The organism is Micromonospora sp. NPDC005806 (assembly GCF_042871425.1).
Classification (GTDB): Bacteria; Actinomycetota; Actinomycetes; order Mycobacteriales; family Micromonosporaceae; genus Micromonospora.
In genome coordinates this window covers 43,408-66,653 of sequence record NZ_JBIAIL010000032.1, presented here as the reverse complement: position 1 = coordinate 66,653, position 23,246 = coordinate 43,408, and the positions used below count along the sequence as shown (strand labels likewise).

Here is a 23,246-nt window from a genome sequence, read left to right as displayed (position 1 = left end):
CGCGGGGGGGGTGCGTCGAGGGCACGGCATGGCGCATCCCTCGCTGGCTCGCCCGCGCCCCCATCCCGCTCTACCGCCCCAGTACCCTGGCTGGCCGGTGCGCCGCGCAGCAAACGTCAGACCGGTTCCGGAACCGCCGTCTCGAAGAACGCCGCCGCGCGTGCCATCGCGGCCGGCGCAGCGCGCCCACGGAACCTACCCAGCAGTGGCGGGTTGCGGGGGTACGGACACGAGCGCCGTGGCCCGGCCGCCCGGAGCCCGGGAGACGGGAGCGGGGTCACGCCCCGCGCCCCCAGGAAGGAACCCACGGATCGCTGGCGCGCCGGCCGCCGTCGAGGGCATGCTGACCCGATGGGGGTACGCGTCGAGCACGCTGGTCTGGTGACCACGGTGATCCTGGACCGGCCGGAGGCCCGCAACGCCGTCGACGGCCCGACCGCGCGGGCGCTCGCGGACGCCTTCCGCGCCTTCGAGGCCGACCCGGATGCGGCGGTCGCCGTGCTCTGGGGCGCCGGCGGCACGTTCTGCTCGGGCGCCGACCTCAAGGCCATCGGTACGCCGCGCGGCAACCGGGTCGAGCCGGAGGGCGACGGCCCGATGGGTCCGACCCGGATGCGCCTGTCCAAGCCGGTGCTCGCTGCGATCTCCGGGTACGCCGTGGCCGGCGGCCTGGAGCTGGCGCTCTGGTGCGACCTGCGGATCGCCGAGTCGGACGCGGTGCTCGGGGTCTTCTGCCGGCGCTGGGGCGTACCGCTGATCGACGGCGGCACCGTCCGGCTGCCCCGGCTGATCGGCGAGAGCCGGGCCATGGACCTGATCCTCACCGGCCGCCCGGTCCCCGCCGAGGAGGCGTACGTGATGGGTCTGGTGAACCGGCTGGTCGCGCCGGGTGAGGCCCGCGCGGAGGCCGAGCGGCTGGCCGCCGAGATCGCCCGGCATCCGCAGACCTGCCTGCGCAACGACCGGGCCGCGCTGCTCGGCAACGCCGGTCTGCCCGAGCCGGAGGCGATGGCCACCGAGCTGGCCTTCGGCATGGAGTCCCTGATCACCGACGCGATGAAGGGGGCGGCCCGGTTCACCGCCGGCGCCGGCCGCCACGGCGTTCAGCCCGCCTGATCCCCTACTTCAACGCCTTCAGCGCGCCCTCGATGGCACGGTGGAAGGTCGGGTACACGTAGATCATGTGCCGGAGCTGGCTGATCGGCACGGCCGCGTGCACCGCCACCACCAGCGCCGACAGCACCTCGCCCCCGACCGGGCCGACCGAGGTGGCGCCGACCAGCACGCCCTGGTCGGCGTCGGCGACCAGCTTGATGAAGCCGGCGTTGCCGGCCTTGTGGATCCAGCCGCGGGTGGACGCGGTCAGGTCGGCGTAACCGACCTGGACGTTGACGCCACGCTCGCGGGCCTGCTGCTCGGTGAGGCCGACCGCGCCCACCTCGGGGTCGGTGAAGGTGACCCGGGGCAGTGCCCGGTAGTCCGCGATCGGGACGCTGCCCGCGGCGGCGGTCGGCCCGCCGGCGCTCATCGCCCCGCCGACGGCGCTCACCACGCCGGCCGCGCCGCCGACCACGCTGGCGGTGCCGCTGGCGTCCGGGCCGCCCTTGGTGTGCCGCATGTGGTCGAGCACGTCCGCGACGACGATGCCCGCCTGGTACATGGCGATGTGGGTGAACGCGCCCTCGCCGGTGAGGTCGCCGACCGCCCAGATCCCCTCGGTGACGTGCATCCGCTCGTTCACCGACAGGTAGCGCTGCCCTGCGTCCACGTCGACGGTGTCCAGCCCCAACTCCTCCAGGTGCGCCATGCGGCCGGTCACCACGAGCAGCTTCTCGCCGGTGAACCGGGCGTCGCCGGCGTGGACGGTGAAGGCGGAGCCGTCGTGGCTGACCCGCCCGGCCCGGACGCCGGTCTCGATGGTGACCCCGTCGGCGCGCAGCGCCTTCGCGGCGATCTCCGAGGCCTCCGGCTCCTCGATGGCGAGCACCCGGTCGGCCGCCTCGACCACGGTCACCCGTACGCCGAACCGGGCGAAGACCTGGGCCAGCTCCAGCCCGATCGCGCCGCCGCCGAGCACCAGCAGCGTCTCGGGCAGCTCCTCGACCTCGATCGCCTGATGGTTGGTCCAGTACGGCGTGTCGGCGAGGCCGTCGATCGGGGGGACCGAGGGGCGGGTGCCGGTGCCGAGCACGATCCCGTACCGGGTCTCGAAGACCTGCTCGCCCACCCGTACCCGGTTCGGGCCGTCGAGCCGGCCGCTGCCCCGGACGAACCGGCCGCCCTTGCCGGTGAAGCGGTCCACCGCCACCTTGTCGTCCCAGGTGTCGGTGGCCTCCTCGCGGATCCGCTTCGCCACCGGCGCCCAGTCCGGCCGGACCTGCGCGCTGCCGGCCAGCTCGTTGACCCGGTGCGCCTCGGCCAGGGCGTTCGCCGCCCGGATCATCATCTTGCTCGGCACGCAGCCCCAGTAGGGGCATTCGCCGCCGACCAGATTCCGCTCGATCCCGACGACGGTGAGGCCGGCCTCGGCGAGCCGCCCGGCCACCTCCTCGCCGCCGACCCCGAGCCCGACCACGACCAGGTCCACCAGTTCCGGCTCCGCCATGCCGTCAGCATTCCGCACCGCCGGGCCGACGACCACCGGACCGGGCCGGAATTCCCGCGCCGGTAGTCATCCCGACCACCTACCGTGGCCGGATGCACGCGCGCTTCGGCCCGGTCCGGGACTGCTTCCACGACCTTTTCGCCGCCGGCCGAGAGACCGGCGCCGGCCTGACGATCTGGTACGACGGCCAGCCGGTGGTCGACCTGGTCGGCGGCTCCCGTTCGGCCGTCCCGCCCGGCTCGGCCGTCCCGCCCGGCTCGGCCGTCCCGGCGGTCGGGGCCGACCATCCGTGGCGGCCGGACACGCTGGTCAACGTCTACTCGGTAGGCAAGCCCGTGGCCGCGCTCTGCCTGCTCACGCTGGTCGACCGGGGGCGGGTCGACCTCGACGCGCCGGTGCCGGCGAACTGGCCGGAGTTCCGCACCCCGGCCACCGTGCGGCAGGTGCTGAGCCACACCGCCGGGTTGCCGGCGTTCCCGGTGCCCCGGCCCGCCGAGGCGATCGCCGACTGGGGGTTGCTCTGCGCCGACCTGGCCGCCGCCGAGCCCGAGTGGACGCCGGGGTCCGTCGCGGGCGAGCACGCCTGGACGTACGGGCACCTGGTCGGTGAGCTGGTCCGCCGGGTGGACGGGCGATCGGTGGGGCGGTTCCTGGCCGAGGAGATCGCCGGACCGTGGCGCCTCGACCTGGCCTTCGGGCTGGGCGCGGCCGACCAGCGGCGCTGCGCCGACGTGTCGTACGGCGATCCGGCATGGCCGGACCGGACGCACGGCGAGCCGGGGTCGCTGCGCGCCCGGGCGCTGGACAACCCGCCCGGCGGGCTCGACCCGGCCGTGGTGAACAGCCCGCTCTGGCGGTCCGCCGAGATCCCGGCGGTGAACCTGCACGCGACGGCGTCGGCCCTGGCCCGCCTGTACGCGGGTCTGCTGGCCGGCGGCACCCTCGACGGGGTGCGCCTGTTCAGCCCGGAACTGGTCGTCGAGGCGACCCGGACGCAGTACGACGGGCCGGACCTGGTGCTGGACCGGCGGGCGTACTGGACGCTGGGCATGCAGTGGGAGCCGGACGGGAGCTGGGGAATGGGCGGGATCGGCGGGAGCAGCGCCTGGGCCGACCCGGAGCGCGGCTACACCTTCGCGTACGCGACCGCTCGCCTGGCCGACCACGACCGGGTGGAGGAGCTGGTCGAAGCGCTGCACTCCTGCCTGTGAGCAGTTGGGACGGGCCCCTTGTACAACGACAGGCGTTAACCGGGGGCCCCTCCTTTCATGCCACGAGGGCGGGCTGGAGTGCGGGGCCGGGGACCGCCGGCGGGGTGCCGGCCGGGGTGAGCAGCGCCCGCGCGGCCACCGCCATCCGCCGCCGCTGGGGTACGCGGGCCCGCCCCGCGAAGACGTCGTAGTCCTGGGCGGCCACCTCGTCGAGGATCCCGCCGTAGAGCGCGTACGCGGTGCGCATGCAGGCCTGCGAGGCGGGGGCGAGCAGCGGGATGCCCGGCGCGGCGGCCAGGTAGTGGGCCTGGGCGCGGGTCACCTCGTACTCGATCAGCGCGCGGATGCTCGGGGTGGCGCGGCCGGCGGTCCGGGCGGCGAGCAGGTCCCCCCGGGTGACGTCGAACCGGGCCAGGTCCTCGTCCGGCAGGTAGGTCCGCCCCCGGTCCAGGTCCTCGGCGACGTCCCGGATGAAGTTGGTGAGCTGGAACGCGAGGCCGAGCTGGCGGGCGGGCTTCCGGGCGGCGACCGGGTCGGAGCTGCCCAGGATCGGCAGCATCATGGTGCCGATGGCGGCGGCCGAGCCCTCCATGTAGTCGAGCAGGTCGTCGTAGCTCGGGTACGACGTGACCGTCAGGTCCATCGCCATGCTGCGCAGAAACGACGCAAAGTCGACGCGGTCCAGGTCGAAGACGGCGATGGTGTGCAGCACTGCGGGGAGCAGCGGGTCGTCCACCGGCTGCCCGTGCAGGCCGGCGACGAAGCGGTCGGACCACTCCCGGAGCCGGGCGGCGCGCGCGGCGGGCGGCAGGTCCTCGGTCCGGTCGACGATCTCGTCGGCGTACCGCGTGAAGCCGTACAGGGCGTGCACGTGCCGCCGTTTCCACGCGGGCAGCAGCCGGGTGGCGAGATAGTAGGTACGGCCGTGACGTCTGTGCAGCTCGCGGCAACGGTCGTAGGCGGCGGTGAGATCGGCGTCCACCGGCCCTCCCTGTCGTTCGACGCAGCAATCGACGCAACTCGTAACCCTAAGGTACGCTCGCCCCCATGGCCAACGACGCAGTTGCGGGTAATGCGCTCCGCGTCGCGCCGGCACCGCCGGAGGCGACGGACGAGCCGGTCCGCGACGTGCTGGCCGCGTTCACGAAAGACCTGGTGACGGGCGTCGACGATACCCTGGCGGCGTTCCTCGCCGCCGAGGTCGACTCGCTGACCGAGATCGACGCGGCGATGGGCGGTTTCGCCGCGACCGCCCGCGACTGTGTGCTGGCCGGCGGGAAGCGGGTCCGCTCGACGTTCGCGTACTGGGGCTGGCGCGGGGTGATCGGCGGCGGCGAGCCGCTGGCCTCGGTGCTGCCGGCGCTCGCCGCGCTGGAACTGCTGCACACCTTCGCGCTGGTGCACGACGACGTGATGGACGCCTCCGACACCCGGCGCGGCCGGCCCACCGCGCACCGGGCCGCCGCCGCCCGGCACCGCGCCGCCGGGCACACTGGCGACCCGGACCGGTACGGCCAGGCGGTCGCCGTACTCATCGGCGACCTCTGCATGGTCTGGGCCGACCGGCTGATGGCACACGCCACGGTGCCCCCGGCCCGGCTGCTCGACGTCCGGCGCTGCTACGACCAGATGCGGGTCGAGACGGTCGCCGGACAGTTCCTCGACGTGCTCGGCGAGCACGACGCGACGAACTGGTCGGTGGACCGGGCGCTGCGGGTGGCCCGCTACAAGACCGCCAGCTACACGGTCCAGCGGCCGCTGCTCTTCGGTGCCGGCCTGGCCGGGGCCGGCGCCGACTCGCCGCTGATCGCCACGTACACCAGCTACGGGCTGGCCGTCGGCGAGGCGTTCCAGCTGCGCGACGACCTGCTCGGCGGGTACGGGGACCCGGCCGCCACCGGCAAGCCGGCCGGGGACGACCTGCGTACCGGCAAGCCGACCGCGCTGCTCATGCTGGCCCGGCAGCTCGCCACCCCGGCCCAGCGGCGGGCGCTCGACCGGGCCGGCACGGTCACCGGGTCCCGGGAGGTGGCCCGGCTGGCCGAACTGGTCCGCGACACCGGTGCGGTGATCCGGGTCGAGCGGATGATCGCCGACCGGGTGGCCGAGGCGCTGGGTGCGCTCGACACCGCGCCGATCGACGGGACCGCGCGTACCGCGCTGACGGCGCTCGCCACCGCCGCCACCGCCCGGCAGGCATGATGGGCAACTTCGTGAGGGAGGTGGTCACGTGCGGACCGTGAACGGACGCACGGACCGGGTCGTGGTCGTCGGCGCCGGTCTGGGCGGGCTGGCCTGCGCGCTGCACCTGGCCGGCAGCGGCCGGCAGGTGACCGTCCTGGAACGCGAGCCGGTGCCGGGCGGGCGCGCCGGTCGGCTCGCCGTCGACGGGTACGAGTTCGACACCGGCCCAACCGTGCTCACCATGCCCGACCTGATCGCCGAGGCGCTCGGCGCGGTCGGCGAGGAGCTGACCGACTGGCTCGACCTGACCCCGCTCGACCCGGCCTACCGGGCGTACTACCCGGACGGGTCGACGCTGGACGTCATCACCGACACCCCCCGGATGGCCGCCGAGATCGCCCGGGTCTGCGGTCCCCGCGAGGCCGACGGCTACCTGCGCTTCGTCGACTACGCGCGGAACCTGTGGCGGTGGGAGCGGGCCGACTTCATCGAGCGCAACCTGGACGCGCCGACCGACCTGCTCACCGGCAACCTGCTGAAGCTGCTGGCGAACGGGGCGTTCCGGCGGCTCCAGACGAAGATCAACCAGTTCTTCCGCGACCCGCGTACCCAGCGGATCTTTTCCTTCCAGGCCATGTACGCCGGCCTCGCCCCGCACGACGCGCTGGCCATCTACGCGGTCATCGCGTACCTCGACTCGGTGGCCGGGGTGTGCTTCCCGCGCGGCGGTCTCCACGCGGTCTCCCGCGCGATGTCCGGCGCGGCGGAGAAGCATGGCGTGCAGATCCGGTACGGGACCACGGTGACCCGGGTGGAGACGGCGCACGGCCGGGCCACCGGCGTGGTGACCGCCGACGGCGAGCTGGTCCCCGCTGACGTGGTGGTGCTCAACCCCGACCTGCCGGTCGCCTACCGCGACCTGCTGCCCGAGGGTCGGCAGCGGCGGCTCACCTACTCGCCCTCCTGCGTGGTGCTGCACGTCGGTTCGACGCAGGGCTACCGGAAGATCGCCCACCACAACATCCACTTCGGACGGTCCTGGCAGGGCACCTTCGACGAGGTGATCCGGCGAGGCGAGCTGATGACCGACCCGTCGCTGCTGGTGACCAACCCGAGCCGCAGCGACCCGTCGGTGGCCCCGGCCGGACGGCACACCTACTACGTGCTCGCCCCGGTGCCGAACCTCGAACGGGCCCCGTTCGACTGGCGCGGTGACCTCACCCGCCGCTACACCGACCAGCTCATCGGGACCCTGGAGGAGCGGGGCTACGTCGGCTTCGGCGCCGGGATCGAGGTGCTGCGCACGGTCACCCCGGCCGAGTGGGCGGAGCAGGGCATGGCCGCCGGCACCCCGTTCGCCGCCGCGCACAGCTTCTTCCAGACCGGGCCGTTCCGTCCGTCGAACCTGCACCGGACGCTCGGCAACGTGGTCTTCGCCGGTTCCGGCACCCAGCCCGGCGTGGGCGTGCCGATGGTCCTGATCAGCGGCAAACTCGCCGCCGCGCGCGTCACCGGGAGGGTGTCATGACCGCCCGGGAGGGTCACCTGGTCGAGCTGGTCGACGACACCGGGCAGGTGCTCGGCGAGGCGACCGTGGCCGCCGCCCACCAGCCGCCGGGCCGGCTGCACCGGGCGTTCTCGGTGCTGCTGGTCGACCCGCGGGGCCGGACCCTGCTCCAGCAGCGGGCCGCCGCGAAGACCCGGTTCCCGCTGCGCTGGGCCAACTCCTGCTGCGGTCACCCGCTGCCGGGCCAGTCGCCGGCCGAGGCCGCCAATCGCCGCCTCGCCGAGGAACTCGGCCTCGGCCCGGTCGACCTCACCGAGGTCGGGGTGTACGTCTACTACGCCGAGGACCCGGCCACCGGCCGCGTCGAGTTCGAGTACGACCACGTGCTCCGCGCCGACGTGCCCGCCGACCTGGACACCCAGCCGGATCCCGACGAGGTGGCCGCCCTGCGTTGGGTCGACCCGCACCAACTCGAGGCCGACCTCGACGCCGACCCCCGCGCGTACGCGCCGTGGCTGGGCGGGGTGGTGAACCGGCTGCTGCATCCGGCGCGTACCACCGGTGCGGCACCCGGCGATGTCCCGGCTGATGAGGCACCGGAGCGGCCGGTTGGCCGATGAGGCGCTGAGCGCGGGGGCCGTCGCGCGCCGGCTGGGCGTCGCGGTCACCACGCTGCGTACCTGGCACCAGCGCTACGGTCTCGGTCCCAGCGAGCACGTACCGGGACACCACCGGCGCTACACGCCGGCCGATCTCGCGCGCCTGGAGATCATGCGGCGGCTCACCGCCGAGGGGGTCACCCCGGCCGAGGCGGCCCGCTGGGCCCGGCAGGCACCCGCGGCGATCCCGGCCGACCTCGGGACGCTCCGCCCGGGCGGCACCCGGGACGGCGGCGGAACGACCATCCCGGTCGGCCGGGCCGGGCCGGCCGCCCGGGGTTTGGCCCGCGCCGCCATGCGGCTGGACCCGGTGGCCATCGGCGAGGCGATCGCGCCCGCCCTCGCCGCCGACGGGGTGGTGGCCACCTGGGACGGCCTGCTCCGGCCGGTGCTCGCCGGCATCGGCGAGCGGCATGCCGCCACCGCCGGGCTGATCGAGGTGGAACACCTGATGTCCCGCTGTGTCTCCGAGGCGTTCGCCACGGCGGCGCGGGCCCGGCCGCCCACCGGGCCGGCCCGGATCCTGCTCTCCTGCGCCGACGAGGAGCAGCACACCCTGCCGCTGGAGGCGCTGGCCGCCGCCCTCGCCGAGACCGGGATGGGCTGTCGCATGCTGGGGGCGCGGGTGCCGGTTGCGGCCCTGCTCGAGGCGGTCGCCCGGACCGGGCCGGCGGCCGTCGTGCTCTGGTCGCACACCCGGGCCACCGCGGATCCCGAACAGCTCTCCGCGCTGCTCGCCGCTCCGCGCCGGCCGCTGCTGGTGCTCGCGGCAGGGCCGGGTTGGCAGGCCGACGAGCTGCCCGCCGGCGCGGTCCGCCCGGTGGACCTGACCGAGGCGGTCTCGCTGGCGCTGGCCGTCCGGGACTCGCTGGACCAGCCCGCGGCCGGCTGACCCGACTCCCGTTTCGGCGCTTCGTCCACTACGGTCGGAAAGTCCGTACCCCGACCCCCTCTCGGGAGCGACGATGCGTCCACGCGCCGTGCTGGCGCTCGCCCTCGGCCTGGCCCTGTTCCTGTCCGGTTGCGGCGATCCCGGCAAGACCCCGTCCCAGGCCAGCGGCCCACCGGCGGCCACAGCGACACCGAAGCCGACACACCGGCCGCACCCCACCCGCACCCGGCCGAAGCCGACGTTGCGCCCACTACCGAAGACGCTTCCCGCCGGGCTGCGCCGGAGCAGCGGCGACCGGGGGGTCGTGCTGACCTTCGACGACGGGCCGGACCCACGCTGGACGCCGCAGGTGCTCGACCAGTTGCGGGCGGCCCACGTCACCGCGACGTTCTGCCTGATCGGCCGGCAGGCCCGGCGCTACCCGCAACTGGTGGCGCGCATCGTCCGCGAGGGCCACCAGCTCTGCAACCACAGCTGGCGGCACGACCTGAACCTGGGCCGGCGGCCGGTCGCCGACATCCGTGCCGACCTGCTCCGCACCAACCAGGCGATCCGAGCGGCCGTGCCGCGCGCACGAATCGCCTGGTTCCGCCAGCCCGGCGGCCGGTGGACGCCGGAGGAGGTGGCCGTGGCCCGCCAGCTGGGCATGCGGTCGCTGCACTGGAGCGTCGACCCGCAGGACTGGGACCACCCGACCGCGGCGACGATCATCAAGCGGGTGGAATCGGCGGGCCGCCCCGGCTCGATCGTGCTGATGCACGACGGAGGCGGCGACCGGAGCCAGACCATGGCCGCCTGCCGGCACCTGATTCCCGACCTCAACCGGCGGTTCCGGATCTCCCGGCTCCGGTGAAACGGCCTCTGACCTGCGGTTTCGTCCGTCGCTGTGCCCATGGCCATACCGGTTTGGTCGACCGACGGGGCATGGCATATGCTTCTCATGCCTCCGGCGGGGCCGGATGGGAGCAAGTCCGCTTGAAGTTGCGAGTGTGCAATGATGGCGGGGCCGCCCTCATCGTCTAGCGGCCCAGGACGCCGCCCTTTCAAGGCGGTAGCACGGGTTCGAATCCCGTTGGGGGCACGGTCCGGCTCAGGCCGGATGCAACACCAGCTAGGTCCTGTGGAGCAGTTGGAGTGCTCGCCGCCCTGTCAAGGCGGAGGTCGCGGGTTCAAGTCCCGTCAGGACCGCAAGCGCTGACGCCGCGCCCTTCATGCGCGGCGTTCTGCGTATCGGCCATGCGATAGCATGGGCCGAGCACCACGGCCAGGTAGCTCAGTTGGTACGAGCGTCCGACTGAAAATCGGAAGGTCGGCGGTTCGACCCCGCCCCTGGCCACATAGCCTTTCGCCGGGCTACAGAGGTCCCCACCTGCGGAAACGCCGGTGGGGATCTTGCTTTTGGCGCCCGGCCGCATCGATCGCCGTTGCCCGTGGTTGACCACTCTCGGCTCGTGATCACCGCCACTTATCGCACGCAGATCGCACGCCGCCCGCTTCTGCCGACGGGGGTGACAGGGACCGGCCGTTGTGAGGCGGCAGGCGGTGGCCCGCGCATCCCGCTCGGGCCGTGGTGAACACCGCTGCCCCCGGGGTAAAGAGGCCTATGGCTCGGACGCCACCGAGCAGTGATGCGTTCGATCGGATCCTGGACGTGGACGCGCTGCGGGGATTCGCGTTGTTCGGCATCCTGCTGGTCAACATCTGGTACTTCGCCTCGGGCTACGCGTTCCACCGCATCCCTGACCCGGCGTACTCCTCCCGGCTTGACCACGGGATCCACGACAGCGTGGCGCTGCTGTTCGAGATGAAGTTCTACCTGCTCTTCTCATTTCTGTTCGGCTACAGCTTCACGCTCCAACTCGACGCCGCACGGCGCCGGGACACCGCCTTCCGGCCGCGATTCCTACGCCGGCTGGCCGGCCTGTTCGTGCTTGGCGGCCTGCACGCCGTGCTGCTCTTCCACGGCGACATTCTCACCACCTACGCCGTACTCGGGCTGGTTTTGCTCGCCGTACACCGGATCCGGCCGCGCACGGCGATGATCCTGACCGGCCTGCTCGTGGGGGTCGTCGTACTCTTCTTCGGCTCGATGGCCCTGGCGGAGGTGCCGTCGGTCGACCAGTCGGGCGCCCTCATGGCCGGGAAAAGCGTCACAGCGGCGCTGGCCGGCGGACCGGCCTCCGTCATCGCCCAGAACGTCCGTTCGATACCGCACATGATCGTCGGTACGGCGAAGCTGCAAGGACCGGTCGCCCTGGCCATGTTCCTGCTGGGGCTCGCCGCCAGCCGCCGCCGGATTCTGGTCGACGTGTCGGCACACACCCGCGGTCTGCGCCTGATCCAGCGCGTTGGATACCCGGTTGGTCTCGCCGGCGCGTTTGTCGTCGTAGCCGTGGGCGGCCGCACCACGGACGAGGGCCTTGCCTTAGCCACCCTCACCGGGACGGCTCTGGCGGCCGCGTACGCCGCCACGATGCTACGGCTGTTCCACACACCGACGGGGCGTCACATATCGGCCGCGCTCGCACCGGCCGGCCGGATGGCGTTGACCAACTACCTGAGCCAGTCCCTGATCTGTGCTCTGATCTTCACCGGGCTCGGTCTCGGGCTGATCGGCCAGGTGCCGCCGGCCGGCGTACTGGCCATCGCACTTGGCATCTTCGCCGCGCAGCTGGTGCTGAGCGCTCTCTGGATGAGGACCCACCGGTACGGCCCGGTTGAGTGGATCCTCCGGGCGGTGACCAACGCCGAGTGGCCGGCGTGGCGCCATAACTCCTACGCGGAAGCCACCGTAGTCGAGCCGGACGACGGCCAGCACCCGACCCGGACCCGGTGACCAAGGTTCGCGCAGTGGCTCGCACGGCACGGCATCATCGCCGTACTGGAGACGGCGACTCTCCCCGTCCCCGCAGGCATTTGTCCGTTATTGTGGGGCAATGTCCCGTAGTCGGTTGCTGGCCGTCGTGCCGGTCCTGTTCCTGTCGGCTGGGCTCCTGGCCTGCACCGATCGGGTACCCGCCAGGGAGGCGTTGACCAGCCCGTCCGTGGGTGCCTCGGCGGGTCGGTCGTTCGGGCCGCTGGTGGCGGGCATGCCGAGTTACCCGGCGGCCGGGAACGTGTACGCCGCTGCCGGCCCCGGCCAGGTGGCCGCGTCGGTGCGCGGTGACCGGCCGCTGGTGTACGTGCCGAACACCAAGAGCAACGACGTGTGGGTGATCGACCCGGCGACCTACAAGGTGGTGGACAAGTTCCCGGGCGGGCCGGAGCCGCAGCACGTGGTGCCGTCCTACGATCTGCGCACGCTGTATGTGGCCTCCAGCCAGATCCCCAACGGTGGTCTGGTCCCGATCGACGCCAGGACCGGCACGCCGGGCCCGTTCCGGAAACTCGACGACGTGTACAACCTCTACTTCACCCCCGACGGCACGCAGGCGATCGTGGTCGCCGAGGCGTACCAGCGGCTGGACTTCTACGACGTGAAGACCTGGCAGCGGGTGCGGTCGGTCCGGTTTCCCGAGTGCGGCGGCATCAACCACATGGACTACTCCGCCGACGGGAAGACCATGCTGTTCAGTTGCGAGTTCGCCAACCGGATGCTGGTCCTGGACACCGTCAGCCTGCGCAAGCTGCGCGAGTTCCGGCTCACCGAGACGGCCGACGGCATGCCCCAGGACACCCGGCTCACCCCCGACGGGCAGCACTTCCTGGTCGCGGACATGCGCGCCCACGGGGTGTACGTCTTCGACGGCCAGGCCACCCGGCAGACCGGTTTCATCCGCACCGGCCGGGGCGCCCACGGCATCTACTTCAACCGCGAAGCCACGCTCGCCTACGTCACCAACCGGGACGAGGGCAGCGTGACCGTCCTGGACCTGGCCGACCTGAAACCCAGAACGACCTGGCGCATCCCCGGCGGCGGCAGCCCGGACATGGGCGGCCTCTCCGCCGACGGCAAGCAGCTCTGGCTCTCCGGGCGCTACCACGACGAGGTGTACGTGCTGAGCACGCAAACCGGCAAGCTACTGGCCCGCATCCCGGTCGGCCGAGGCCCGCACGGCCTGACCGTCTGGCCGCAGCCCGGCCGCTACTCCCTCGGCCACACCGGGAACATCCGATAGGCCCGGCAGGGCCGGCCGCGGCAGCCGCTCACACCGGCCGGTACTCGACCTCCGGTCGGCCAGGCGTGAGCTAAGCCTTCAGCGGCTTCCAGCGCTTGATGACAACTGAGTCAGCATGCGGGGCAGGCCATACCTGTAGCCGAAGTCGCTCCATGGTCGCCGGATCGTCGTCGGAATCAATGCCTAGACGTCCTGCTTCGGCCAGGTTGCCTCTCGCGGCTCGTACACGAACCTGTCCCGCCGCTACCCCAAACCGTGCAGCCTCCGCCGCATAGTCGGTGCAGCCCATGACGACGAGTCGGCCCGAGGGAACTTGCAGGCTTCCCTCCACCACATGGTCGAACTCCGCGCTGTCGTCTTCTGGCGCTGCCTCCAACACCTCCACGGTCACGGCCACGTTGACGTTGACGGTGGTGCCGACCGCCATGGCGTCCATGGACACGGCCAAGTGGTCGAGCACGGCCTCTTCGGTCCAGGCGTCCCCAAGATCGGTCACGGAACCATCATCGAACAGGTGGATCTGGTAGTAGTCCGCGAAGAGCTCCAGCTCCGTCGAGATCAAGGCACCCTCCCAGTCTTTGCGCCCTGCGAAGTCTCGCCGCAGACCAAGGTCGACTGTCAAGACAGGCCGCGGATCAGCACAAACACTCCGCGCCAACGCGTCCGATCGCCCGCCGCACCGAGTGCGTACGAAAATCCTCGAAGACATCTCAGCGGAGCGTGTCGGATCGCGGCAGCGGCGTTCGTAGCAGGGGTGAAAGGCGGCCCGAGGGGGCGGCCACCCGACGACAGGAGATGATCCGGATGGCGCAGTACCGCCGGGGCGGTACCAGATTCTCGCCGCGATCAACGCCGTCCACACCGACGCCCGCGACGTCCGTGACACCGACTGGTCGCAGGTCGTCGCGCTCTACGACCAGCTGGTCCGCCTCGACCCCTCGCCGATCGTGCGGCTCAACCGGGCGATCGCGGTCGCCGAGCTCGACGGTCCGGAGGTCGCGCTGGCGGAGGTGGACGGTCTGCCGCTGGAGGGCTACCACGCCTACCACGCCACCCGCGCCGACCTGCTGCGTCGGCTGGGCCGGAGCGAGGAGTCGCGGGCGGCGTACGACCGGGCCATCGGGCTGGCCGGCAACACCGCCGAGACGGCGTACCTCATCCGTCGCCGCGACCAGCTGGCCGGCCCGTGAACCGCACCACTCCGGTCACCGGCCTGCTGCCCCTGGTCGGTGGCGGCTGGCTCGCCGTACGCGCCGCCCGCCGGATGCGCCAGCGCGGCTGACACGCCCCCTCGGGGTCGGCCTCCGGGGCGAGCCGGGGATCATCCCGATGGTGGCGGCACTGGACGCCGCGAAGACTGGGCGCATGACCTCAACCGGAGACCTACGCCGCATCCTCGGTCGTGTCCTCACCCCCTGGCGGGTCGCCTATGGGCCGGAGACCCGGCGACGGCTCGCCTGGTCCGTGGTCGCCGTACCGCGCGCCCTGGCCGCGCTGGCCGGGGCCGCCCGCCGGCCCGGACGGGTCCGTGGGGTGGCCCGCGCGCTGCTCGCCCTGCCGGTCGCCCTCGCCGGGTCGGCGCTCACCGCCATGCTCGCCTTCCTGGTGCTGATCAACGTGCTGGCGTACGGGTTCCGCCCCTGGCTCGGGCTGGTCGAAGGCACCCGGGTCGACTGGTACGCCGACGCCTGGGGCGGACCGACCCTGGCCGGCGCGTGGGCCACCCACGCCGCCGGTGTCCTGCTGCTGGTCCTGCCGGTGGTGGCCGGGGCCGTCCGGGGCCTCACCGCCCTCCAGTGGCGGCTGACCGGAACCGCCGCGAACCCGCCGGCCGCGCCGGTGAACCGCGAGGCATCCGCTGCCGCGGCCGTCGCCCGCCCGGCGGCCCACCGGTCGGCACGGCACGTCGCCGCACCGGTCGCGCCGGCCCGGGCCGTGGTGCGGCCGTCGGGACGGGCGGGCGTCCGGCCGGCGGGCCGGGGCCTGCGCCGGGGCGGCGCCGGGCTGGCGGCACTGGGCCTGCTGGTGGCGTTCTCGCTGACCGCGCACGCCAACGGGATCGGCGACAACCTGTTCTGGACCCCCCGGGACGCGACGAGCGGCGTCGCCCTCGCGGTGACCGTCGCGCCCGTCGCGGCCCTGCTGCTGCTTCGGCGTACGGCCTGGTGGGGGTCCGCTCCCGAGCGGCGCTGACGCGACCGCCGCGGGGGCGGCAGGGACGCCGTCCCGGCTAGCCCTCGGGGCGCTGCTGCCGGCTCTGGCTCATACCGGCCTGGATCACCTCCCAGACGCTCCGGCCCGCCTGCCGCAGCGTCTCCCCCGCCTGGCCGGCGAGTTGGGCCGCCCCGGACGGGCCGCCCTCGGACGGCTTCCCCGCCTGCGCTCCCTGCCCGGGCCCGGCCCCGCCGGTCGGCGGCTCCGGGTTCCGGGCCGCCCGGTTGACGTCCTCCAAGCCGGTCGCCGCCGTGCGGGCCAGCGCGTCGATGACCTGCGGGTTCCGGTCGATGGTGGCCAGCGCCCGGTCGAGGATCTGCACCAGCTTCTCCAGCCGCACCTTGAGCAGCGCCTCGGCGCTCACGCCGGTGACGTCCAGTTCCACGCCCTCCAGGTGAACCCGGACCCCGGCGTCGAGCTGGACCAGGTTCGCCAGCCGGGCGCGCAGCGACAGGTCCGCGTCGAGCCCGTCCACCGCCAGCCGGATCTGGTCGACCGTCACCTCCGGGAGGTCGAGCAGGACGTCCGGCTCCGACGGTCCCCCACCCCGGTGTCGGAGGCGCTCGCTGGTCGGGTCCGGTTCCTGCCCGGTGGCTGCGCTCTCGCTCATGGTCCCCGCTCCCCCGATGGCCCGTCCGCCCGGACCGGATCAGGCGCGGTTACCCGGTTTCGACCGGGGCATCCGTCCCGGCCCGGTCGCTCGTCGCGCGGCGGCCTGAACCGGTGTCAGTGCCCACGCTGGACAGTGTCGGAAAGACGGGCGCTCGGTGTCCGAAAGCGGGCGCACGCGAAGCTGCGCACCCGGGCATCAGCCGGTATGGTCCGGGCCTATGGGACAGGAGATGGCCGACCCGGATGAGGTCCGCCAGGAAGTCGACCGGTTCTCCCTCCGCAGCAGCCTCCTCGCCCCAGCCTCCGCCGAGCAGGCATTCGCCATCTTCACCGGGTCGCTGACCGACTGGTGGGTGCGCGAATACACCTGGTCCGGGCCCGAGGCCCTGGCCGAGCTCGGCGTCGAGCCCCGGGCCGGCGGCATGTTCTACGAGATCGGCCCGTACGGCTTCCGGAACGACTGGGGTCGGGTGCTCACCTGGGACCCGCCTCGCCGGCTGGTCTTCGCCTGGCAGATCGGCGCGGACCGGGTGCCGGTGCCGGACCCGGCGGGGGCCAGCGAGGTGGAGGTGCTCTTCCTGCCCGAGGGCCCCGAGCGGACCCGGGTCGAGGTCGAGCACCGCAACTTCGACCGGCACGGCGAGGCCGCCGAGGGCTACCGGAAGGCGCTCACCGCCGGCTGGCACGAACTCCTCAGCCGCTACCTTGCCACGCTCGTCCGCACCACGGCCTGAGGCCGGGCCCCGGGTCCGGTCAGCGTCCGATGCCGCGGGCGGCGGCCGCGCCGCCGGTCACTCCGGTGCCGCCCAGGTCGGCCCGGCGGCCCGCCGCCGCGCCCGGGCCGAAGCCGGTGCCCGCGAGCCGGCGCCGTGGGGCGGTACGCAGCCGCGGGTAGACCTCGGCCAGCCGACGCTGGACCCGGTCGGACCGGTCGGCGAGCACCAGCGCCACCGAGGGCGCCCCGGATTCGGCGACCGCGCCGGCCTCGGCGGCCCGCAGCCGCTCCGCCACCACGTGCGCGAAGCCGGCCAGCCAGGTACGCCGGAACGCCGCCGGATGCTCCCCGGCCGGCACGACGGCACCGACCAGCCCGTGCGCGGCCTGCACCAGGAGCGAGGTGAAGACCAGTTCGACCCGCTCCAGGTCACTGGCGAAGCCGAACAGGTGCATCGCGAAGCCGCTGCCCTGCCGGCGTCGTACGCAGCGGCAGCGCAGTGGGTCGGCGACCGCGGCCAGCAGGCCGGCCTTGTCCCGGGCGTACGGGGCGACCACGTCGACCACCCGGTCGCCGACCGGGTCGGTGGCCGGCTCCCGGGCGGCGAGCAGCGCCCGGTCGACGCCGTAGCGGGCGATCAACTCGGTCGCCTTGGCCATGAACGCCGCCGCCTCGGCGGGCGTGCAGGCCGGGTCCTCGGCCTGGGCGAGCAGCTTGCGGACCTTGCTCAGCATCGCCTCGGACATGCATCAGAGCTATCACAGCGGCGGTGGGCGGTCGGCGCAGCGCCACGCGGTCAGCCCACCCGGCTGCGCAGCGTCGCCACCGTGGACCCGGCGAGGGTGAGCAGGCAGTCCGGCAGCTGCCCGTCGGCCATCGCGGCGCCGAACAGGGCCTCCCCGGTGTCGGCGTCGTCGTTGGCGTACGCGCTGACGAAGCGGGCCACCCAGCGGGTGTCGTAGTCGGCCTGGTCGATCCCCGGAAAGTCGAGGGCGCAAGCGCCCGCCGGTGCGTCGTCGCCGACCATCGTGGCGGCCAGGCACCACGCCACCCCGTACGCGCCGGCCAGGCCGGAGCGGTCCACCACCGCGTCGAAGGTGCCCACGACTCCGTCCCCGTCACCCTGCAGCGCCGAGCGGAGCACGGCGGTCGCATCGTCCAGCGTCTGCTGTGCTTCGTCGGTCACCTGCCGAAGCGTAGGACCGGGGGTCAAGCGGTGACCCCGGAACGGGCCCACCATCACGCTCCGTGATACCCGCAGTCGGGGTAGCGACGGAGCCACCTCCGCGGTCCCGCTAACCGCGTCGGCACGCTAATGTGCGCAACGGACCTTCGCCGGAGGAAGGACGACAATGCTCGTATCACGCGCGTCGCGTGCGGCCATATCCGTGGCCTCCGCGGCGCTCCTGCTCGCCACCAGCGCCTGCGGGAGCGACAAGCCCCAGGAGGCGACCACCACCCAGGTGCGCCTCTACGGCTCCGACGGCAACATGCTGAACTCCTTCGCCACAGAGCTGAAGGACCGGGCCGACCTTCTGAACGGCATGAAGGGCACGACGCCGTTAACCCAGCTGCCACAGAGCTTCACGGAACGGCTACGCAGCGTAGACCCCAAGCTGACGGACTACCTCTACTCCGCGGAGACGTACGACGCGGTGGTGATCAGCTCGCTGGCCGCCCAGCTCGCCGGCACCACCGACCCGGCGGCCATCGCGAAGCAGATCGTGGGAGTGACGAACGGCGGTCGACGCTGCGATAGCCCGGCGACCTGCCTGCAGCTCGCCCGCGCCGGCCAGGACATCGAGTACCGCGGGATCTCGCTGACCCGGGCCGGGTTCACCGACGTCGGTGAGCCGGCCACCGCCAGCTACGCCACCCTGCACTTCGACGGGCAGAAGATCAACGACGGCCAGACCGAGTTCGTCGGCGCCGGTGACGAGTCGGCGGCGAGCAGCAAGACCCCGCCGCCGGCGAAGAGGCAGCGCGGCGGCAAGCCGGGCAAGGAGAGCGGTGCCCCGCTGGTCATCGGCGGACTGCTGCCGAAGACCGGTGACCTCGCGCTGGCGAATCCGCCGATGGCGGCCGGCGCGGCGCTCGCGATCCAGGAGGTCAACGCGGCCGGCGGGGTGCTCGGCGAGCCGGTGGTCTGGATCGACGGCGACGACGGCACCAACCCGGCGGTCGCGAAGGCGACCGTGGCCTCGCACGTCCAGCAGGGCGTGCAGGTCATCATCGGTGCCGGCGCCTCGGGCATCTCCCGGGCAGTTCTGCCCGACGTGGTCGCCGCGGGCCGGGTGCTCTTCTCCCCGTCGAACACCGACGCCGGGCTGAGCACGGTCGACGACAAGGGGCTCTACTTCCGCACCGCCCCGTCGGACATCCTGCAGGGCCGGGCGCTGGCCGACGTGATCCTGCGGGACGGCCCGCACAAGGTCGTCATCGTGGCCCGTAAGGACTCCTACGGCGAGGGCCTGCAGGAGAACGTCCGCGCGGACCTGGAACGGGCCGGCTTCGGCGCCGACCGCGTCAAGCTGCTCACCTACGTGCCGCCGACCGACGCGAAGGCGCCGCCGGTGGACTTCTCCGCCGGGGCCAAGGAAATCAAGGACTACGGAGCGGACGCCGTGCTGGTCATCGGCTTCGGTGAGTCCGCGAAGGTGGTCACCGCCCTGGCCGACGCCGGGGTGCAGTTCCAGAGCTGAACCGTCGGCGAGGGCCGCACCGGGCAAACCGGTGCGGCCCTCGTCGCGTCTCGGCGGGGCCCGGTCAGCGGGTCCGGCGCCGGTCCAGGAACTCGGTCATCCGCCGGTGCTTCTCCTCGTCCTCGAAGAGCACCGCCTGGCTCAGCAGGTCGAGCTGCGGGTGGGCGGCGGCCGGGGCGTCCACGGCCAGCTTGGTCAGCCGCACCGCCAGCGCAGAGCCCTTCGCGATCTCGTCGAGCAGGCCGTGCGCGGTGGGCAGCAGCTCCGCCGGCTCGGCCACCACCCGGTTGACCAGGCCGATCCGCAGCGCCTCGTCGGCGTCCACCCGCCGGCCGGTGAACAGCAGCTCCTTGGCCCGGGCCTCGCCGACCAGGGCCGGCAGGCGGTGGGTCGCGCCCGCTCCGGCCAGGATCCCCAATCGCACCTCGGGCTGGCCGAACACCGCACGCGCCGTGCACACCCGCAGGTCACACGCGTACGCCAGCTCGGCGCCGCCGCCCAGCGCCGGACCGTCGACGGCCGCCACGGTCGGCATCGGCAGCGCCCGGATCCGGGCGAAGGCGGCCTGGTTGATGGCGGCCAGCGCGTCCAGCCGGCCGCGCTCGCGGAGCTGGGCGATGTCCGCGCCGCCGGCGAAGATGCCCGCCGTCCCGCCGGTGAGCAGCAGCAGCCGCGGCCGCGCCTCCAGTTCGGCGCAGACCGCGTGCAGCTCGGCGATCAGGTCGGCGTCGATGGCGTTGCGCTTCTCCGGCCGGTCCAGCGTGACCACCAGCCGGTCCGGCAGCTCCTCGATCCGCAGCCCGCTCACTCTGCCAGCCTTTCGTTCGCGACTGCCGGGCTCGCAAGCTCACTCCTCGCGCTCACCGCTTCACCCCGCCTTCCCAGGTGTAGAAGCCCTGGCCGGACTTCTTGCCCAGCCTGCCGGCGGCGACCAGCTCCTCCAGCAGCGGCGGCGGCGCGAACCGGTCCCCGTACGCGGCCTGGAGGGTACGGGCGATGTCGAGGCGGACGTCCAGTCCGACCAGGTCGGTCAGCTCCAGCGGGCCGACCGGGTGCCGGTAGCCGAGCACCATGGCCTTGTCGATGTCGGCGGGACTGGCCACCCCGTCGGCGACCATCCGGATCGCCTCCAGTCCGAGGGTGACCCCGAGCCGGGAGGTGGCGAAGCCGGGCAGGTCGCGTACGACGACGGGGTCCTTGCCCAGCCGCCCGGCGAGCGCGGCGGCCGCCTCGGTGGTCCCCGGCGCGGTGGCCGGGCCGACCACGACCTCGAGCAGCGCCATCGCCCAGACCGGGTTGAAGAAGTGCAGGCCGAGGAAGTCCGCCGGCCGGTCCAGCCCCTCGGCCAGCTCGGCGATCGGGATGCTGGAGGTGTTGCTGCCGAGCAGGGCGGGACGCCGCGCCTCGGCCTCCCGGAGCACCGACCGCTTGAGGTCCAGCCGCTCGGGTACCGCCTCCACGATCACGTCGGGTCCCTCGGCGACGTCGGCGAGGCCGGCCCGCAGGGTGACCCGCCCCCGGTTCGCCGTCGCCTCCTCGGCGGTCAGCTTGCCGCGCTGCACCCCGCGCTCCCACAGCTCGCCGAGACGCCATACGGCGGCCGAGCCGCGTTCCGGATCCACCTCGACCAGCTCGACCGCGTAGCCGGCACCGGCCGCCACGTACGCGATGCCGAGGCCCATCGTGCCGGCCCCGACGACCACAAAACGACCACTCATGACGTCCCCTCGCCGCGTGCGGTGACGCGCGGGGTCTCCGCCACGCCGGCCGCGCGCTCCGCTCGTTCCTGGATGCGACCCTATGCAGGGCCGGCCGGGAGGCATGCGTGGGGGCGCGCCGGATCGGGTACAGACGCCCGTCAACGCCGAGGGAAGGATCGAGATGAGCCAGGCACCGGAGAGCGCGGAGAGCACCGAGACCGTGGAGACCCGCGGCGACGAGCGGGTGGACCTGCTCCGCGCGGACACCAACAACGACGGGCGGACCGACGTGTGGGTGGTGGACACCGACGGCGACGGCAAGGCCGACCTGTTCCAGTTCGACACCGACGGTGACGGCAAGGTGGATATCACGATGGTCGACATCGACGAGGACGGCACCCCGGACGAGGTGGTCGACGGCGACGGCGGCCTTCCGCCGGAGCAGCACTCCCCAACCGTCCAGGTCTGAGGCGTACGGCGCGGGCGCCCGGGCCGGTCCCGGGGCCCGCGCTCAGGCCAGCTTGAGCGTGGCGAGGTAATAGGGGCGGTCGCCCTCGTCCACGTCGACCAGCCGCCACGGCGAGCCGTGGACCAGCTCGGCCAGTTCGTCGACCGAGCACACCAGATAGTCGAACCACTCGGTGCCGAGCATCCGGTAGCGCAGCCGCAGTCGGAGCTGGCCGCCGAGCCGGCCCCGCCGCCGGTTCAGCTCGTGGTAGCTCGTGTGCACCGGGTCGGTGGTGCCGTACGGGTCGGTGCCGTGCGCGATCACCTGCGCGCCGGGCCGGGCCAGCGCGGCGAGCGCGGCCAGGAAGCCGGGTGCCCGCTCCCGCCCCTCGATCAGCCCCAGGTTGTTGCCGAGCAGCAGGAAGGTGTCGTACCGCCGCCCGTCGGCGACGTGCTCGTCGACGGTGCCGTGCACCAGGTCGCGGAGGCCCCGGTGGCGGCAGACCCGCAGCGCGCCGGCCGAGGTGTCCAGCCCGGTGACCGGCACCCCCTGCTCCTGGAGGTGCAGCGCGATCCGGCCGGCGCCGACGCCGACGTCCAGCACCTGACCGCGTACCCGGGCCACGGCCCGGTGGTCGTGCGGTTGCCAGTGCTCCGGCGGGTCCAGGTAGTGGGCGGCGGGGGCACCGTTGACCAGGCCGTCCTCCCGCTCGATGATCTCGATGACCGGTCGGGGCAGCCGCCCGCCGGCCAGCGGTCGGGGCCCGACCCCGGTGGCGACGGCGTACGCGTCGCGGATCATCTCGCCGAACACGTCGCCGATCGTGGGCTCCCCGGTCACAGCGATCACGCTATCCGGGCTCCGCGCGGCTGTCGCGCCCGTATCCTGGGCGGCGTGACCGAACTGGACCGCCTGGCGGCGGAGAAGTACGTGCTGCTGACGACCTTCCGGAAGGACGGTCGGGCGGTGCCGACACCGGTCTGGGCGGTACGGGACGGCGACGCGCTGGCGGTGTGGACCGTGTCGGACTCCGGGAAGGTGAAGCGGATCCGGCGGGACGGCCGGGTGACGGTGGCCCCGTGCGACGTGCGCGGGCGACCGCACGGCGAGGCGGTGCCGGGGCACGCGACGCTTTCCGACCTGACCGGAACCCGGCGGGTCCGGGGCCTGTTGAAGCAGAAGTACCGGCTGCTCGGCCGGCTGAGCCTGCTGGGCAGTCGGCTGCGCCGGGGCGAGGGCGGCACGGTGGGGCTGCGGATCGTGCTGGACGAGTAGGCCGGGCCCGGACACGACGAAGGGCGGCGGGATCGTCGCTGTCGCGTACGCCCGGCCGCCCCTGATCGGAACGCCTGAGAAAAACGTTTGGGTCCTCAGTCCCCCTGACGCTGCTGGGGGATCTGCCCCTGCAGCAGGGCCCGGACCTCCGACTCGCGGTACCTGCGGTGGCCGCCCAGGGTCCGGATGGCGCTGAGCTTGCCAGCCTTGGCCCACCGGGTCACCGTCTTCGGGTCGACACGGAACATCGACGCCACCTCGGCCGGCGTGAGTAGCGGCTCTGGTTCGTGCGTTCGCGATGCCATCGGGGTCACTCCTCCACAGTTATAGACATCGGCCGGGGTCCCGCCGGCCGACGCGTCTCCCATGGTCCGGCTAGTCCCCGATGTCCGACATGGGCCGAA

At 73.4% G+C, this 23,246-nt stretch carries 24 protein-coding genes, 3 tRNA genes and 1 pseudogene; 18 read left to right on the top strand and 10 right to left on the bottom strand.

Features of this window, described 5'->3' with window-relative positions; translation table 11 throughout:
- The first annotated feature begins 351 nt into the window (after positions 1-351).
- Entirely contained in the window at positions 352-1,116 is a 765-nt protein-coding gene (locus tag ACFYOS_RS27120) for a crotonase/enoyl-CoA hydratase family protein (protein ID WP_387147358.1), read from the top strand.
- Positions 1,117-1,120: 4 nt separating this feature from the next.
- Here the strand turns inward: ACFYOS_RS27120 and ACFYOS_RS27115 are convergent, their stop codons facing one another.
- Positions 1,121-2,605 carry a dihydrolipoyl dehydrogenase family protein gene (locus ACFYOS_RS27115; RefSeq protein ID WP_387147355.1) on the bottom strand — a complete coding sequence of 495 codons (1,485 nt, stop codon included), beginning with the start codon at positions 2,603-2,605 and terminating at the stop codon, positions 1,121-1,123.
- A gap of 92 nt (positions 2,606-2,697) precedes the next feature.
- On the opposite strand from ACFYOS_RS27115, the gene ACFYOS_RS27110 reads away from it, so the two are divergent.
- Entirely contained in the window at positions 2,698-3,816 is a 1,119-nt protein-coding gene (locus tag ACFYOS_RS27110) for a serine hydrolase domain-containing protein (RefSeq protein WP_387147352.1), read from the top strand.
- Positions 3,817-3,871: 55 nt separating this feature from the next.
- Here the strand turns inward: ACFYOS_RS27110 and ACFYOS_RS27105 are convergent, their stop codons facing one another.
- The gene (locus ACFYOS_RS27105) at positions 3,872-4,798 is read right to left on the bottom strand and encodes a phytoene/squalene synthase family protein (protein WP_387147349.1); all 927 of its coding nucleotides are present in this window, start codon (positions 4,796-4,798) and stop codon (positions 3,872-3,874) included.
- A 65-nt stretch (positions 4,799-4,863) separates the two neighbouring features.
- On the opposite strand from ACFYOS_RS27105, the gene ACFYOS_RS27100 reads away from it, so the two are divergent.
- From ACFYOS_RS27100 to ACFYOS_RS27055, 10 genes are all read left to right on the top strand, one after another.
- A complete protein-coding gene (locus ACFYOS_RS27100; protein WP_387147346.1) occupies positions 4,864-6,018 on the top strand; it encodes a polyprenyl synthetase family protein in 1,155 nt (384 codons plus the stop codon).
- Positions 6,019-6,046: 28 nt separating this feature from the next.
- Positions 6,047-7,528 (top strand): phytoene desaturase family protein, encoded by a 1,482-nt coding sequence (gene crtI / locus ACFYOS_RS27095; protein ID WP_387147343.1) that lies wholly within the window; start codon positions 6,047-6,049, stop codon positions 7,526-7,528.
- Positions 7,525-8,127, top strand: coding sequence for an isopentenyl-diphosphate Delta-isomerase (gene idi / locus ACFYOS_RS27090; protein WP_387147340.1), 603 nt, complete (start codon positions 7,525-7,527; stop codon positions 8,125-8,127). Before crtI ends, idi begins: the two co-directional genes overlap by 4 nt.
- On the top strand, positions 8,117-9,058 hold the full coding sequence (locus tag ACFYOS_RS27085; RefSeq protein ID WP_387147406.1) for a MerR family transcriptional regulator: 942 nt from the start codon (positions 8,117-8,119) through the stop codon (positions 9,056-9,058). The genes idi and ACFYOS_RS27085 overlap by 11 nt, the downstream gene beginning before the upstream one ends.
- 73 nt (positions 9,059-9,131) lie before the next feature.
- Positions 9,132-9,911, top strand: a complete 780-nt coding sequence (locus ACFYOS_RS27080) for a polysaccharide deacetylase family protein (protein WP_387147338.1) — start codon at positions 9,132-9,134, stop codon at positions 9,909-9,911.
- 155 nt (positions 9,912-10,066) lie between these two features.
- Positions 10,067-10,139, top strand: a tRNA-Glu gene (locus tag ACFYOS_RS27075).
- A gap of 33 nt (positions 10,140-10,172) precedes the next feature.
- Positions 10,173-10,246, top strand: a tRNA-Asp gene (locus ACFYOS_RS27070).
- 74 nt (positions 10,247-10,320) lie between these two features.
- A tRNA-Phe gene (locus ACFYOS_RS27065) sits at positions 10,321-10,394 on the top strand.
- 267 nt (positions 10,395-10,661) lie between these two features.
- Positions 10,662-11,894: a DUF418 domain-containing protein gene (locus tag ACFYOS_RS27060; protein WP_387147335.1), complete on the top strand. Its 1,233-nt coding sequence runs from the start codon at positions 10,662-10,664 to the stop codon at positions 11,892-11,894.
- A 100-nt stretch (positions 11,895-11,994) separates the two neighbouring features.
- Positions 11,995-13,176 (top strand): YncE family protein, encoded by a 1,182-nt coding sequence (locus ACFYOS_RS27055; protein ID WP_387146988.1) that lies wholly within the window; start codon positions 11,995-11,997, stop codon positions 13,174-13,176.
- Between the two features lie 70 nt (positions 13,177-13,246).
- Here the strand turns inward: ACFYOS_RS27055 and ACFYOS_RS27050 are convergent, their stop codons facing one another.
- Positions 13,247-13,738: a hypothetical protein gene (locus tag ACFYOS_RS27050; RefSeq protein ID WP_387147333.1), complete on the bottom strand. Its 492-nt coding sequence runs from the start codon at positions 13,736-13,738 to the stop codon at positions 13,247-13,249.
- Positions 13,739-13,994: 256 nt separating this feature from the next.
- Here ACFYOS_RS27050 and ACFYOS_RS27045 point away from each other — a divergent pair.
- Positions 13,995-14,366: pseudogene (locus ACFYOS_RS27045) on the top strand (RNA polymerase sigma factor); the annotation flags it as partial.
- 175 nt (positions 14,367-14,541) lie between these two features.
- On the top strand, positions 14,542-15,369 hold the full coding sequence (locus ACFYOS_RS27040; protein WP_387147330.1) for a hypothetical protein: 828 nt from the start codon (positions 14,542-14,544) through the stop codon (positions 15,367-15,369).
- Between the two features lie 37 nt (positions 15,370-15,406).
- Here the strand turns inward: ACFYOS_RS27040 and ACFYOS_RS27035 are convergent, their stop codons facing one another.
- A complete protein-coding gene (locus ACFYOS_RS27035; protein WP_387147327.1) occupies positions 15,407-16,000 on the bottom strand; it encodes a hypothetical protein in 594 nt (197 codons plus the stop codon).
- Between the two features lie 220 nt (positions 16,001-16,220).
- Here ACFYOS_RS27035 and ACFYOS_RS27030 point away from each other — a divergent pair, with 220 nt between their 5' ends.
- Complete coding sequence (locus ACFYOS_RS27030) at positions 16,221-16,736, top strand: SRPBCC family protein (RefSeq protein ID WP_387147324.1); 516 nt, start codon at positions 16,221-16,223, stop codon at positions 16,734-16,736.
- A 19-nt stretch (positions 16,737-16,755) separates the two neighbouring features.
- Here the strand turns inward: ACFYOS_RS27030 and ACFYOS_RS27025 are convergent, their stop codons facing one another.
- Together ACFYOS_RS27025 and ACFYOS_RS27020 are read right to left on the bottom strand one after the other, a co-directional pair.
- Positions 16,756-17,463 (bottom strand): DUF2786 domain-containing protein, encoded by a 708-nt coding sequence (locus ACFYOS_RS27025; RefSeq protein WP_387147321.1) that lies wholly within the window; start codon positions 17,461-17,463, stop codon positions 16,756-16,758.
- Positions 17,464-17,513: 50 nt separating this feature from the next.
- Entirely contained in the window at positions 17,514-17,903 is a 390-nt protein-coding gene (locus ACFYOS_RS27020; RefSeq protein ID WP_387147318.1) for a hypothetical protein, read from the bottom strand.
- Between the two features lie 166 nt (positions 17,904-18,069).
- On the opposite strand from ACFYOS_RS27020, the gene ACFYOS_RS27015 reads away from it, so the two are divergent.
- Positions 18,070-19,419, top strand: a complete 1,350-nt coding sequence (locus tag ACFYOS_RS27015) for an ABC transporter substrate-binding protein (protein WP_387147316.1) — start codon at positions 18,070-18,072, stop codon at positions 19,417-19,419.
- 64 nt (positions 19,420-19,483) lie between these two features.
- Here ACFYOS_RS27015 and ACFYOS_RS27010 read toward each other — a convergent pair whose 3' ends face one another.
- Both ACFYOS_RS27010 and ACFYOS_RS27005 read right to left on the bottom strand, forming a co-directional pair.
- Complete coding sequence (locus ACFYOS_RS27010; protein WP_387147313.1) at positions 19,484-20,227, bottom strand: enoyl-CoA hydratase/isomerase family protein; 744 nt, start codon at positions 20,225-20,227, stop codon at positions 19,484-19,486.
- Positions 20,228-20,279: 52 nt separating this feature from the next.
- A complete protein-coding gene (locus ACFYOS_RS27005) occupies positions 20,280-21,137 on the bottom strand; it encodes a 3-hydroxyacyl-CoA dehydrogenase family protein (protein ID WP_387147310.1) in 858 nt (285 codons plus the stop codon).
- Positions 21,138-21,300: 163 nt separating this feature from the next.
- Here ACFYOS_RS27005 and ACFYOS_RS27000 point away from each other — a divergent pair, with 163 nt between their 5' ends.
- Positions 21,301-21,588, top strand: a complete 288-nt coding sequence (locus ACFYOS_RS27000) for a hypothetical protein (RefSeq protein WP_387147307.1) — start codon at positions 21,301-21,303, stop codon at positions 21,586-21,588.
- Positions 21,589-21,630: 42 nt separating this feature from the next.
- Here ACFYOS_RS27000 and ACFYOS_RS26995 read toward each other — a convergent pair whose 3' ends face one another.
- Positions 21,631-22,407, bottom strand: a complete 777-nt coding sequence (locus ACFYOS_RS26995; protein ID WP_387147304.1) for a class I SAM-dependent methyltransferase — start codon at positions 22,405-22,407, stop codon at positions 21,631-21,633.
- Positions 22,408-22,461: 54 nt separating this feature from the next.
- On the opposite strand from ACFYOS_RS26995, the gene ACFYOS_RS26990 reads away from it, so the two are divergent.
- Positions 22,462-22,842 (top strand): PPOX class F420-dependent oxidoreductase, encoded by a 381-nt coding sequence (locus ACFYOS_RS26990; protein WP_387147301.1) that lies wholly within the window; start codon positions 22,462-22,464, stop codon positions 22,840-22,842.
- 95 nt (positions 22,843-22,937) lie between these two features.
- Here ACFYOS_RS26990 and ACFYOS_RS26985 read toward each other — a convergent pair whose 3' ends face one another.
- Positions 22,938-23,147: a BldC family transcriptional regulator gene (locus ACFYOS_RS26985; RefSeq protein ID WP_007073996.1), complete on the bottom strand. Its 210-nt coding sequence runs from the start codon at positions 23,145-23,147 to the stop codon at positions 22,938-22,940.
- Positions 23,148-23,246: the final 99 nt, after the last annotated feature.